Origin of the sequence: Hyphomonas jannaschiana VP2, assembly GCF_000685215.1 — a bacterium.
GTDB lineage: Bacteria > Pseudomonadota > Alphaproteobacteria > Caulobacterales > Hyphomonadaceae > Hyphomonas > Hyphomonas jannaschiana.
Genome location: NZ_ARYJ01000011.1, coordinates 25,089 through 38,109, shown reverse-complemented (window position 1 = coordinate 38,109; position 13,021 = coordinate 25,089). Strand labels below are relative to the sequence as shown.

Below are 13,021 nucleotides of genomic sequence, written 5' to 3'. Positions count from 1 at the left end.
GTATCGAAATCGGTATGTATTATTCCCAAGGGTTTGGGAAACCTGCTGTAGTGATTGCTGCAGCGGGGGAGTGATTTTCCGGTTCTACGGGTGGCGTTAATGGCGAAGTGGAGCGCGAATCTGAAGGCGGCCTTCAATAAAGCCTTCCCTGAGCGTCAAATCTACCATCGCAGTGGCGGCACGGTCCGCTACATTTCTGTGTCTCCATGGCAGCAGGCGATATTCGCAGCCGGCATCGCGGCGCTGGCGGGCTGGACGATTTTTGCGACAGGTTCATTCGTGCTGAGCGGTGGCGGAAGCGCCCTGTCTGGCAACCCGGATGGCCGCGAACTCGCCAAATACGAACGCTGGGTGCAGGAGCTGCGTGCCAAGGACGCTCTGTCCCGATCGCTGCTTGAGGAACGCACGGACGCTTTCCAGAAAGAGACCGTTGAGTGGGAAGAGCGCCAGAAGGCACTCGAAGACCTCTACAAACAGCTCAAGGGCGAGGACGATCTCGAAACCTCCTCCCTGAAGGGTGATGGCGCGTCCCTGCTGGTCCAGGCATCGATCGAAGAAGCGGATAGCCGCCAGTCGCGCGAGCCGGTCCGCATCACTGCCCAGTTCGAAACCGCCAGCTCTCGCGGATCGGTCCGATCGCTCAAGATGGACCAGGAACGCATTCTCGACGAAGCCGAAGACATCGCGACGGAACGTACAGAACGCGCACGGGGCATTCTCGCCCTGACATCGGTCGGATCTGACCGCATCGTGGCCAGCAGCGAAACGGGCGGCCCGTTCATTTCGCTCGCCAATGCGACATCCGGCCCGGACCTCAGCAGCCTTTCCCTGACCGACACCACATTCTATTCCCGCCTGTCGCAAACACAGGCCCGGGTCGCGGAAATGCTCTACTATGAGGACATCGTATCCTCACTGCCGCTGGGTATCCCGGTCGGGGTGCCTTACAGGCTGACCAGTAATTACGGCGTTCGCGTCGATCCTTTCAAGAAACGCCCAGGCTGGCACAATGGCATCGACATGGCGGCTTATCATGCCGCTCCGATCGTTGCAGCCGGCCCTGGCGTTATCTCTTACGCAGGTCCCCGTTCGGGCTACGGGCGGCTTGTGGAAATCGACCATGGGCACGGCTTTAAGTCGCGCTATGGCCACCTCAGCGGAATTACGGTAAAAAAAGGCCAAACCGTGGAGGTCGGCGATCTTGTGGGCAAGATGGGTACAACCGGTCGTAGCACGGGGGACCACCTTCATTTCGAAGTCTGGTTTAACGGCAAACCTTATGATCCAATAAAATTCCTGAAAGCAGGCCGTCATGTTCACCAAGAGTAACAAACACAACGATACACCGTCGGCACCTGAGCCGGCCAAGGTCCAACCTTCCGTCGATGCCATCCGCGGCGCCGCCTCGAAGCCGGCCGCCCGGGCTGCATCCATCATTTGCGCAGACATGAAGATCAATGGCTCGGTGACGTCTGAAGGCGCACTGCAAATCGACGGCACCGTCGATGGCGACGTGGCTGCAACGGACATCACCATTGGCGCATCCGGTCACATCACCGGCGAAGTCAAAGCCGAAGTCGTGAAAGTCAAAGGCCGCATCAAGGGTTCCATCCGTGCCCGCAAGGTCGAGCTGGAAACCGGCGCGCATGTGAAGGGCGACATCGTTCACTCTTCGCTGCAGATTCAGTCGAACGCTGTTTTCGAAGGCCAGGTCAAACACTCTGATGATCCGCTGAAGGATGCCGCCCCGCGCGCAGCTGCCAGCGATGCCCGCCCGGCCGCATCGTCCTCGGCGCCGAGCGCAACTCCGAACGCCGCAGGCGGTTTCGGCATTTCGCCAACCGCTTCCTGATCCAGGCTCTACCTGAATTGAAACGCCGGTATCGCGAGATGCCGGCGTTTTTTGTTGTGTTTCAAAGATCTCGTTTCAGTCCGCAACCTTGCCCGGCATGCCCCAGCTGATAGGGTCCGCCCCACTTTTGATAGCGGAGTATCTGATATGCGTGCGTGGTTGATTGCCCTCGGTCTGGCCTTGTCCATGGGACCGGCTTTTGCAGATGAACCGGCCAAAACCGGAACATCCGGACCAACCGCAAGCGCTGCAGACATTCCCGAGGCAAAGTCCTTTTCTTCCGACCACACGTTCAAGCTTCGCGGCCAGACGATCAAATACACGACCGTTGCCGGGGAGACCTATCTCCGGAACGAAAAAGACCAGCCGACCGCGTCGATCTTCTCGGTTGCCTATGTCCGCAATGGCATCAGCGACCCGACCACGCGTCCGGTGACATTCGTTTTCAATGGCGGGCCGGGCTCGGCCTCCCTGTGGCTGCACATGGGCGCCTTCGGACCGAAACAGGTGATTACGCCATCTGACGCACGCGGTGTCGGCGCACCGCCCTACACGATCCAGGACAATCAGAACTCGCTTCTGGATGTCAGCGACCTCGTCTTCATCGACCCGGTCGGAACGGGTTACTCCCGTCCGCTTGGAGAAACGGAAGGCAAGGAGTTCTACGGTGTCAACGAGGACGCAGAGAGCATTGCCGAATTCATCCGCGTCTGGCTGACGGAAAACGGCCGCTGGAACAGCCCGAAATTCCTGGCCGGCGAAAGCTATGGCACGACGCGGGCCGCTGCCCTCACAGAAAAGCTGCAGGGCGGCTGGAATGGAATTGGCCTGAACGGGGTGATCCTGATCTCGGCCATCCTCGACTTCCAGAACGCGCGTTTCGCGCCGGGCAATGACTCTGCCCATATCGCCTTCTTCCCGACGGAAGCTGCGATTGCATGGTATCATGGCAAGGCAAACAAGGCGCGCTGGAACGATAATTTCGACGCCTTCGTTGCTGACGCCCGCACCTATGCAACAGACACGCTGGCCCCGGCGCTGATCCGCGGCTCGACCCTGACGACGGAACAGAAAAGCGCCCTTGCCTCAGACATGAGCGACTATCTGGGCGTGTCTGCGAAGTGGATCGAGCTTGCCAACCTGCGCGTCGACCCGACACGCTTCCGCAAGGAATTGCTTCGCAATGAAGGCTACACTGTTGGCCGGTTCGATGGCCGCTACAAGGGCATCGACAGCGAAGGCACGGCCGATACACCGGAGAATGACCCATCCGGCTACGGCATGGACACGGCCTACGTCGCCGCGATCAATGACTACCTGACCCGTGAGCTGAAAGTGGACTTCACTCGCCCCTACAAGGTGCTGACGGGTGAGCCGGGCTCGCAATGGAACTGGAGCATGAACGAACAGGGCTGGCCAGCCTATGTGAACGTCACGCCCTGGCTCGGCAAAGGCATGCGCGAAAATCCGGACCTGAAGGTTCTTCTGGCGTCAGGCTGGTACGATCTGGCTACGCCATTCTTTGGCGCCGAAATGGCAATGTACCAGAATGGCGTCGTGCTCGACCGGGTCCAGTTCGACTATTATGACGCCGGTCACATGATGTACCTGAAAGAGTCCGACGGAACGAAGCTCTCCAACGACGTTCGCAACTTCATTCAGGCTGGTCAGTAACGCACACCAGCCTTCAAGCGCTTTTCCGGACGAGGGCCGTGTTCATACGCGCGCCCTCGACCACAATGCCGTCGCCATTGTGAATGACCTCTGAGCCATCGACGGTCTCAGCGCCCCAGACCGTATCGCCAATTTTCACGCGCCCCTGCCCGGCACTCGAGAAGTCTGACGTGGCAACCCCACGCTGACCGATCAGACTGTCCATCCGCTTGTTCAGCGTCGGGTGCTCCGGTGTCGTCTTTCGCATGCCGGACAGCACGGTGCGGCCCAGAACGAAAAGAGCAACGGACGCAGCTCCGAAGAACAGAACCTGCCCCTGCCAATGAGACAGGCTGTCAGGCGCGAGGGCAGCAAAGGCTGCGGTCAGCCAGGCTGCGATGGAGATCATCAGCAGGTCAAAGGTTCCGGTCATCATCTCGATGCCGAACAACAGCAATCCAAGCGCCAGCCAGTGCCAGACGGTCAGGTGGGTAAACAGCTCTTCCAACATTTTATGCCTCCGAAAACAGATCGTCTGTCAGGGGCTCCGGATCAGTCCGGAGCCCCTGAATATGGCAGGCCTCAGCTTCGCGTTGGCGGTACAGCGCCGGACTGAACCTGAACGTCTTTGGCAGCGCCGGTGAGGCCTTTGATACCCTCAATGGCGCCAATGATGCTGGAGAACTCGGCCGGAATGATGACCGTCTTCTGCTGGTTGGACGTAGCAAGTTTGCCGAAAGCTTCGACATAGGCCTGTCCGAGGAAGTAGTTGATGGCGTTGACGTCGCCGCGCGCGATCGCTTCGGAGACCATTGCGGTGGCCTTCGCTTCAGCTTCAGCTTCGCGCTCGCGGGCTTCAGCATCGCGGAAGGCAGCTTCACGGCGGCCTTCGGCTTCGAGGATTTGCGCCTGCTTCTGGCCTTCGGCCTTCAGAATGGCAGACTGCTTGTCACCTTCGGCCGTGAGGATTTCTGCACGCTTAAGACGCTCGGCCTTCATCTGACGGGCCATGGCTTCGGTGATGTCCGCCGGCGGGCTGAGGTCGGCGATCTCTATCCGGGTGACTTTCACACCCCAAGGGTTCGTCGCGGCGTCGATCACGCTGAGAAGGCGTGCGTTGATGTCATCGCGGTTCGACAGAACCTCATCCAGATCCATGGAGCCGACCACGGTACGGATGTTGGTCAGCGAGAGGTTCTGGATCGCATGGTGGAGATTGTTGACTTCATAGGCCGCCGCGACCGGGTCGATCACCTGGATGAAGACGATGGCATCGCAGGACACCATGGCGTTGTCCTTGGTGATGACTTCCTGTTGAGGCACATCAAGGACCGTCTCCATCATGTTCATCTTCCGGCCCACCCGGTCGATGAAGGGCGTAATGACAGACAGGCCAGGGGTCAGCGTCCTGGTGTAGCGCCCGAAACGCTCCACGGTGAAATTGTACCCTTGGGGCACGAATTTGAATGCCGACACAAGCACAGTGATCGCCACCACAAAGACGAGCACGATCACCACAAAATACGGATCCATTAGGTCCCTCTCCTCTGCTACACACAGTTTAAGTGGGGAGGGATTTGCCGTTTTTCAATAAAAATCAAACAAAATCGGCGTGCCTGTCCCCCAAGCACGCCGATCATGAACTGAAATGGTTAAAAGGCGTTACGCCAATTAAATCAAAGTTGTCCGAGCATATAGTCCGCGCTGGAAACCTTGAACTCGCCGCCTTGCTCAACGTTGAGTTCCGCAACCACGCCGTCTTTCACGATCATGGAGTAACGCTGGGAGCGTTGCCCCATACCGAAGCCGGAACCGTCCATCTCAAGGCCGAGGGCCTTTGCAAAGGTGCCGTTGCCGTCTGCCAGCATGCGCACTTTACCATCCGCATCGGCACTCTTGCCCCATGCACCCATGACGAACACGTCGTTGACCGACGTGCAGACGACATCGTCAACGCCCTTGCCTTTCAACTCATCCAGCTTCTCCACGAAACCCGGAAGGTGTTTCGCCGAACAGGTCGGGGTGAATGCGCCAGGCACGGCGAACAGGGCGACGGTTTTACCGCCAAAGACGTCTGCCGTTGTGCATGGCGCCGGGCCATCTGCCGTCATTTCCATGAAAGTTGCGTCCGGAAGCTTATCACCGACCTTGATGCTCATCTGCTTTTCTCCCTGCAGGTTTGACCATGGAGATAGGCTGCCAGACGCTGCGAAGCAAGGATTCCCGCCCTTGCCAAAGCGGTCGGGATGGCTCAGCCTCAGCATTTAAGGAAGCCGCGCACAATGGATACAGACTTGACAGGCAAGCTTCTGATCGCCCTGCCCGGCATCGGCGATACGCGCTTTTCGCGTTCAGTCATTCTGGTCTGCGCCCATTCTCCGGAATTCGCGATGGGTATCGTGCTCAACAAGCCAATGGCGCATCTGCGTCTGCCCCAGCTCTTCGAGCAACTCGATGTACCGATCGAAGCAGACGTGCCGGACACATTCGTGCTGGATGGGGGGCCGGTCAGTTCGGACCGCGGTTTTGTGCTGCATACCGACGATGTCTACAATGAAGGGGCGAGCCTGCCGGTCGAGGGCGACATCTGCATGACCGCGACCCGGGACATCCTGCATGCGATGGGATCGGCGCATCCGCCCCGGCGCAGCGTGCTTGCCCTCGGCTATTCCGGCTGGGGTGCCGGCCAGCTTGAAGCGGAACTGGCGGAGAATGCCTGGCTTGTCTGCGACATGGATCCGGAACTCATTTTCTCCAGCGCGCATGAACGCAAATGGCGTCACGCGCTTGGGCGTCTGGGCATCGACAGTGCCAGGCTTCAGGTCGACCCGGGAAACGCCTGATCAGTAGCGCATGAAGCGTATGGCAGACTCGATGTCCATCGGCCGGGCAAATGCGAAACCCTGAACATGATCGAAGCCAAGCGCTCGCAGCCGCGCAGCATCCTCTTTCTGCTCTACGCCCTCCGCCGTGCTGGTCATACCCAGCCGGTTCGCCAGCAGCGTGATCGTGGAGAGGATCGTATCCGTGCGATGTTGGCCCAGCCGCCGGGTCAGGCCGTGGTCGATCTTCAGGCTGTCCGCCGGCAAGTCCGCCAGCCAGGCAAATGACGAATGCCCGGTGCCGAAATCATCGAGCACAAGACCGGCCCCCACCGCCTTGAGCGCCAGAGCAGCTGACAAGGCATAGTCTGCATCCCGCAAGGCCGCCTGTTCCGTCAGCTCAATCTTCAGGGATCTCTCCGGCAACTGATAGCCATTCATCAGCGCTTCGACGAGTGCCGGAAGCGTCCCGCGCGCCAGATCCCGCGCTGTCAGGTTCACCTGCATGAACAGGTCGTCGCGGCCGGTGATGTCGCGCAGGCGGGCCAGCGCCTCGGCAGAGCGGATCAGCATGTTTGAGGCGAGCGCCTCATCCTCATAACGACTCGGCGGCGACATGAGGTCACCATCGTCCCAACGGGCCAGTGCTTCAAATCCGGCAACCTGACCATTTCGCAGAGACACGATTGGCTGGAAAACAGGCGCCAGATCCGGCCCGGGTTTCAGATCCGAAGGATCGATTTCCTGCAGATCATCACCTGTCAGCAACATGCCGCGCGCTTCAGCATCCCCGACAAATGCTCCGACGAGATGGAAGCCGAGCCCGCTCGACATACGCAGATTGCACCGGACCGGCCCATCGCCTGCGTCAAAGGTCCGCTCCAGCCGGCCACGGCTGAGCCCCTCCAGCATCTGTTCCAGCGCATCAATCGACCAGTCCCCCGACAATTCGGAATAGTCCGATCCGCGCGGCACATCGATCACCAGACGCCTGGACGGGGCATTCCAGTACCAGTTGCCCTGAGGATTGATTTCGGAGGAGTGCGCCATGACGGGAGGAATCTAGCGCTGCGACGTCGGCCTGACGAGGGCGAAAAGTATGTGATCTTCCCGTTTTCCCGCAATCTCCAGGTAATCGCGGGCATATCCTTCCCGTTCGAACCCCACTTTCGCAAGCACCCGCTGAGACCGTTCATTATTCGGCAGTGTGCCCGCCTCTATCCGACAGAGGTCCAGAACCTGGAATGCCCAGGCACACACCGTGCCGACGGCCTCCTGCATGTAGCCCTGCCCCTCGTACGGCTCACCGACCCAATAGCCGATATTGGCGGCCTGAGCTGGCCAGCCCCGGACATTGGTCAGTGACACACCGCCCACGAGCCGGTTGTCCTGCTGGCGCCTTATCAGAAAGACGTGCGCGCGGCCTTTGCGCCATCCGCTGTGCCAGGCTTTCAGGCGACGGCTCCAATCCGACTTGCTGTGGGCGTCCTGCGGCCAGTGCGGCTCCCAGGGTTCAAGATGCGCACGGCTGCGCTCCCGAATGTCAGCCCACTCCGCGAAATCGGCCTTGAAAGGTGGCGCCAGAACCAGCCGCCCCGTCGTCACCAGGGTTTCGCGGAGAGGCGGTAGCATCTTACCGGCTCCGACCGACATGCTGCTCGATGCGTGCGCGCACTGTGACGAGCGACGCATCCGTCCGCTCAAAAACTTCTTCACTCTGGTAAAGTGCTTCGGCGCGGGCTGGCATCACGGGCTTGCGCCCGGTTGCCTCCTCCACAGTCTCCGGAAACTTCGCTGCAGCGGCTGTCGCCAGAACGACCGTTTTCACATCCGCTTCCGGCAGGCTGCGTGCATGGAACGTGCCAACCGCCGTATGCGGACAAATCTGCCAGCCTGTCTCAGCTTCAAACTGTTTCATCTCGCTCATCGTCTGATCGTTGCTGACAGACGCAGCTGACAAGCCGGAGCATTTCAGGCGGGAAACAGCCTCTGGCGGAAGAGGTGCTTCGCCGGACTGTTTGTACGTGTCATACGTGTTGCGAACCGCCTCGGCATCCCGGCCGGTCATTTCGAACAGGAGGCGTTCGAAATTGGAAGGCACGGAAATGTCCATCGCCGGGCTGGGTGTCGCGACAGCGGATGCACGGGACATCACGCCGGTATTGAACAAACGCGCCAGAGCGTCATTTGCATTGACCGCACAGACCGCTTCAAATCCGCCGCTCAGCAATCCGCAGCGCGCAGCAACATAACCCGCAAGCGCGTCGCCCATGTTGCCGCTGGGGACAACGAAGCGAAGTGCACCGCCAAGCGCGGCCTGAACCGTCGCGTAGTAGACCGACTGCGCCGCGACCCGAGCCCAGTTGATAGAGTTGACGCCTGAGAGATTCACCCGGTTCACAAATTCCCGGTCACCGAACATGTCTTTCACAATGGCCTGGCAATCATCGAAATCGCCATCGAGCGCGAGGTTCACGACATTGGAAGCCCCCGTCGTCGTCATGAACATGCGCTGCACAGGTGAGATGCGGCCGTGCGGATGCAGGATCACAAGGTCGGCATGCTTCGCGCCAGCAAATGCCGCCGCCGCTGCCCCGCCCGTGTCGCCAGAGGTGGCGCAGACAATCATCATGCGTTCGCCCGACTTGCCCAGCAGGTAGTCATAGATCTGCGCGATGATCTGCATCGCGATGTCCTTGAATGCCAGCGTGGGACCATGGTGCAGTTCCATCAGCCAGGCATCCTGCCGCCACTGCGTCAGCGGCGCCACGCACTGATGCGAGAAGCTGCCATAGGCGCGCTCGCACAGCGGTTTCAGATCCTCCAGCGGAATCGCTTCCCCCGTGAAGGCCGAGAGGATTCGCGCGGCAACTTCCGCGTAGGTCTCACCTTTTGCCGGGGGCGCAATCTGCGGAAACGTCTCCGGCACATAGAGCCCGCCATCTGGCGCAAGACCGGCTAGACATGCACCGGCAAAATCTGTCGAAGGCGCCTGCCCACGGGTAGAAATATACTTCACGATTTGTCCTCGTTCCGGAACCTGAGGCGTCCCTTCTGATAGTGAAAGGCGAGATATACGCCGATCAGGGCGATGGCCAGCCCCCACCAGGTGATCGCATAGCCAAAATGCCTCTGCGGCGGCAATTCATCGTCCAGACGCAGCCGTGCATAGGGGTTGTCGATGAGATACGGGCCATTATCGGAAACAAAGCGGATCACTTCCGGTTCGAAAACATCCGTTCTTACACGGCTCGACAGCTCAGCCGGCAGAAGCCTGGCGTATGTTGCCGGGTCCAGCACATAGAACACGCGATTGGCCGTATCGTCCTTCGCTGTAAACGCATTTCGTTTGAAGGGCGGCTTATAGATCCCCCGCGCCGACAAGCGACCGGACGCGCATCCTTCCCCCTGGCAAACCGCCGGCGGGTCGATCTGTTGCACGATCTCAACCGGCGTGTAGACGACCTCCTCCCCGGTATCGACCGCGACGACGCGCATCCATCCGGACTGGCCTTCAACATAATAATAGGAAAGCACTTCGCTGCCGGGAACGATCTCACCGTCCAGGACGGTCCAGGCCGGTGTCTGCCGGTCGATCTCCATCTTCTGAATGAAGCGGCCATATTGCCAGTTGCCGAGCCAGATCAGGATGCCCAGGCTGATGAGCGCGAACACGGTCATCACGGGATACGGACGGAAAGACATCGTTGGTCCTTTCAGTCACAGGGAATGGCCCTGCCCGAATAAACAGGGCCCGCCGGGCGAATGCGCGCCGGCGGGCCCTTGAAAGTCAGCGCGTGAATGCGCGGGTTGTCTAGTGCCCGTTGCCCAGAACCAGGTACGGCGTGACGTAAACGAAGGCAAAGAGGAACAGCCAGACCACATCCACGAAATGCCAATACCAGGCAGCAAATTCGAAGCCGAGGTGCTTCTTGGCCGACATACCGCCGGTGAGCATGCGAAGCAGGCAGACGATCAGGAACAGGGTACCGATCACAACGTGGGCACCATGGAAGCCGGTGGCCATGAAGAAGGCCGACCCATAGAGCGTGCCGTCAAAGCTGAACTGTGCGTGGCTGTATTCAAAGACCTGAAGCGCGGTGAACGCCATGCCGAGCAGGATCGTGACCAACAGGCCCAGCTTGGCGCCGGAACGGTCGTCATGCTGCAGGGCGTGGTGTGCCCAAGTGACGGTCGTGCCCGAGAGAAGCAGGATCAGCGTGTTGATCAGCGGCAGGTGGAACGGGTCGAATGTTTCGACGCCAACCGGCGGCCAGTTACCGAACTTGGCCAGCGCTTCTGCGAACAGCGGGTTCGCCGCATCCCAGTTCTCGCCGACACGCGCGCTGTGATAGATCGCGAACTCGAAGAAGCTCCAGAACCAGCCGACGAAGAACATCACTTCGGAAGCGATGAAGAGGATCATGCCGTAGCGCAGGCCGATCGAGACAACCGGCGTATGGTCGCCATGTTTGCCTTCCTTGATGACTTCGCGCCACCAGCCGATCATGACCCAGCCGACCATTGCGAAACCGAGGGCCAGAAGCCAGACGGTTCCCTTTTCCATGCCGAAAAGGCCCTTCATGTAATTGACGCCGCCAAGCGCCAGAACCAGTACCGACAACGAGCCGAGCAGCGGCCACGGTGACGGATTGACCAGATGATAATCGTGTTTGACTTCGCCGTGAGCCATGTCTGGCGGACCCCTTGATTTATATCCCTAGAATCTCTGAGCTGTTTAGACCGCTCCGGACCAAAAGCGCAACAGTTTCAGCCGCCCGTGGCTGAATTCGCCGCACCTAAAGCCGCCTGAGTTTTCGGACCGTTATATGTCGAACTTTCATAGAAAGTGTAGCTAAGCGTGATGGTTTCCAGCTGGTCGGCCACATGGTCTTCCACCATATCGGGAGAGATGAAGTAAACGACCGGCAGTTTCTTGGTTTCATGCGGGGCAATGACCCGCTCGTCGAAGCAGAAACACTCCAGCTTGTTGAAGTATTTTCCCGAATAGTGCGGCGTCACATTGTAGGCCGCGATCACATGGAATTCCTGATCGGTCGGGTTGGAAACTTCGAAAAAAGCCAGGCCATGCTGGCCGATTTTCACATCCTGTGACCGTTGAAGCGGACGGAACTCCAATGGGACATCCGCGACATTGGTATCGAAACGCACTGTAATCGTCTGATCCACGATCTCTTTCGGCGCGGCCGTTGCAATCCGGGTGGTCCCGCCATAGCCCGTCACGCGGCAGAATGTGCCGTAGAGCGGCTCCGCAGAGAAACCGAGTCCCAGCATGGCTGCAAAAACGGTCAGTGAAATTCCCGCGACCTTGGCATTAGACAGCTTCATTGCTCCGGCGCCTCCTCTTCAACAACCACTTCCTCATGAACAACCGGTTCCGTGGACAGGTTTGCAGGCGGTTCGGCTTGCTCAGGCGACATGCCCGGCGGAAGTTCCGGCGCCTGCTGCTGTCCGGTCTGGTTCATGTTGTAATAAAAGTTGGACTGATTGTCCTCCGAACTGCTAAGCCGGACGAAGGTTGTCAGGCCCACCAGGAAAACAAACCCCAAAAGGGCCAGACCAAGCCACAGATTGCGCCGCTTCTGTGCCGCACGCGCGGCCGGGTCCAGATGCGCCTGTTCCGGGAAACGTTCCTCGCCTGGCTTAAGGCCGTCATCGCTCATCAGAAGCCCCCTACGGGAAAGTGCAGTCCTGCGGCGTGCTCAACGATCAGAGCCGCAAAGACCAGGAACAGATACAGGATCGAGAACAGGAACATGCTGCGCGCAAGCTTCTGGTCAGCGCCCGGGGCACCGGCATCTCCGGCATGCGAACGCCAGACCCGGACCGCGTAGTATAGGAAGGCAAGGTTCAGCACGCCCGTCACAACGCCATAGATCCACCCGCCAAGTCCGGTTGCCAGTGGCGCCATGGAGATCGCTGCCAGAACAATCGTGTACAGCAGCATCTGCAGGCGGGTTGCTTTCGCGCCATGTGTGACAGGCAGCATAGGTACGCCGGCCTTTTCATATTCCGAGTGCGCCAGCAGGCTGAGCGCCCAGAAATGTGGTGGTGTCCAGAAGAAGGTAATCGCGAACAGGATCCACGCGTCCAGCGGCGTGTTCCCCGTCACCGCGGCCCAGCCGATCACCGGAGGGAATGCCCCCGCCCCACCGCCGATCACGATGTTCTGAGGCGTCGAGCGCTTCAGCCACATCGTATAGATGACGCCGTAATAGAAGATGGAAAAGGCGAGCAGTCCGGCTGCCAGCCAGTTGGAAGCAAGCCACATGAGCAACACGGAAACGCCGCTCATGATCATGCCCATCGCGATGGCTTCTTCCCGCGGCACAGCGCCGGAAGGAATAGGCCGGGTCGAGGTCCGGGTCATCACCTGGTCGATATCGGAATCGTACCACATGTTGATTGCGCCAGCCGCACCCGAGCCGAGCGCAACGGCCAGAACGGCAATGGCTGCCATCATGGGATGCATGGTCTGACCCGTCACACCGGTCGCCGCGATCAGGCCAGCCACGGCTGTAAACACCACCAGCATCATGATGCGCGGCTTCAGCAGCTGCACATAATCGCCGGCTGTGCCGTAGCGCTTTTCAGGAGTGGCGGGTGCGTCGGTCATTTCAGGTCCGGTTGGTTGGGTATCGTATGGGTATGAGAGGGGCGCTGTCAGCGCGAC

15 protein-coding genes are annotated in these 13,021 nt (G+C 59.7%); 4 read left to right on the top strand and 11 right to left on the bottom strand.

The window, feature by feature from the left end; translation table 11 throughout:
• Positions 1-99 precede the first annotated feature (99 nt).
• The 3 genes from HJA_RS14440 (at position 100) to HJA_RS14430 (ending at position 3,526) form a co-directional block, all read left to right on the top strand.
• Positions 100-1,329: a peptidoglycan DD-metalloendopeptidase family protein gene (locus HJA_RS14440; protein WP_035583551.1), complete on the top strand. Its 1,230-nt coding sequence runs from the start codon at positions 100-102 to the stop codon at positions 1,327-1,329.
• Positions 1,313-1,852: a bactofilin family protein gene (locus HJA_RS14435; RefSeq protein WP_035583549.1), complete on the top strand. Its 540-nt coding sequence runs from the start codon at positions 1,313-1,315 to the stop codon at positions 1,850-1,852. Before HJA_RS14440 ends, HJA_RS14435 begins: the two co-directional genes overlap by 17 nt.
• A 147-nt stretch (positions 1,853-1,999) precedes the next feature.
• A complete protein-coding gene (locus HJA_RS14430) occupies positions 2,000-3,526 on the top strand; it encodes a S10 family peptidase (protein ID WP_035583547.1) in 1,527 nt (508 codons plus the stop codon).
• A gap of 13 nt (positions 3,527-3,539) precedes the next feature.
• On the opposite strand, the gene HJA_RS14425 is transcribed toward HJA_RS14430, so the two are convergent.
• The 3 genes from HJA_RS14425 to HJA_RS14415 all read right to left on the bottom strand — a co-directional run bounded on the left by HJA_RS14425 (position 3,540) and on the right by HJA_RS14415 (position 5,664).
• Positions 3,540-4,016 (bottom strand): NfeD family protein, encoded by a 477-nt coding sequence (locus HJA_RS14425; protein WP_051597733.1) that lies wholly within the window; start codon positions 4,014-4,016, stop codon positions 3,540-3,542.
• Between the two features lie 71 nt (positions 4,017-4,087).
• Positions 4,088-5,038: an SPFH domain-containing protein gene (locus HJA_RS14420; protein ID WP_035583545.1), complete on the bottom strand. Its 951-nt coding sequence runs from the start codon at positions 5,036-5,038 to the stop codon at positions 4,088-4,090.
• Between the two features lie 143 nt (positions 5,039-5,181).
• The gene (locus HJA_RS14415) at positions 5,182-5,664 is read right to left on the bottom strand and encodes a peroxiredoxin (protein WP_035583543.1); all 483 of its coding nucleotides are present in this window, start codon (positions 5,662-5,664) and stop codon (positions 5,182-5,184) included.
• 123 nt (positions 5,665-5,787) lie between these two features.
• Between HJA_RS14415 and HJA_RS14410 the strand changes: the two genes are divergently transcribed.
• On the top strand, positions 5,788-6,348 hold the full coding sequence (locus HJA_RS14410) for a YqgE/AlgH family protein (RefSeq protein WP_035583541.1): 561 nt from the start codon (positions 5,788-5,790) through the stop codon (positions 6,346-6,348).
• On the opposite strand, the gene HJA_RS14405 is transcribed toward HJA_RS14410, so the two are convergent.
• The 8 genes from HJA_RS14405 to cyoE form a co-directional block, all read right to left on the bottom strand.
• Complete coding sequence (locus HJA_RS14405) at positions 6,349-7,377, bottom strand: EAL domain-containing protein (protein ID WP_051597732.1); 1,029 nt, start codon at positions 7,375-7,377, stop codon at positions 6,349-6,351.
• 12 nt (positions 7,378-7,389) lie between these two features.
• Entirely contained in the window at positions 7,390-7,959 is a 570-nt protein-coding gene (locus HJA_RS14400; protein WP_035583539.1) for a GNAT family N-acetyltransferase, read from the bottom strand.
• 1 nt (position 7,960) lies between these two features.
• Positions 7,961-9,346, bottom strand: a complete 1,386-nt coding sequence (thrC, locus tag HJA_RS14395) for a threonine synthase (protein WP_035583537.1) — start codon at positions 9,344-9,346, stop codon at positions 7,961-7,963.
• Entirely contained in the window at positions 9,343-10,032 is a 690-nt protein-coding gene (locus tag HJA_RS14390) for an SURF1 family cytochrome oxidase biogenesis protein (RefSeq protein WP_035583536.1), read from the bottom strand. Before HJA_RS14390 ends, thrC begins: the two co-directional genes overlap by 4 nt.
• Positions 10,033-10,141: 109 nt before the next feature.
• Entirely contained in the window at positions 10,142-11,020 is an 879-nt protein-coding gene (locus HJA_RS14385; protein ID WP_035583534.1) for a cytochrome c oxidase subunit 3, read from the bottom strand.
• Between the two features lie 77 nt (positions 11,021-11,097).
• Complete coding sequence (locus tag HJA_RS14380) at positions 11,098-11,676, bottom strand: cytochrome c oxidase assembly protein (protein ID WP_035583532.1); 579 nt, start codon at positions 11,674-11,676, stop codon at positions 11,098-11,100.
• Positions 11,673-12,011, bottom strand: a complete 339-nt coding sequence (locus HJA_RS14375) for a hypothetical protein (protein ID WP_035583530.1) — start codon at positions 12,009-12,011, stop codon at positions 11,673-11,675. Before HJA_RS14375 ends, HJA_RS14380 begins: the two co-directional genes overlap by 4 nt.
• Positions 12,011-12,964 carry a heme o synthase gene (cyoE, locus tag HJA_RS14370; protein ID WP_035583528.1) on the bottom strand — a complete coding sequence of 318 codons (954 nt, stop codon included), beginning with the start codon at positions 12,962-12,964 and terminating at the stop codon, positions 12,011-12,013. Before cyoE ends, HJA_RS14375 begins: the two co-directional genes overlap by 1 nt.
• Positions 12,965-13,021: the final 57 nt, after the last annotated feature.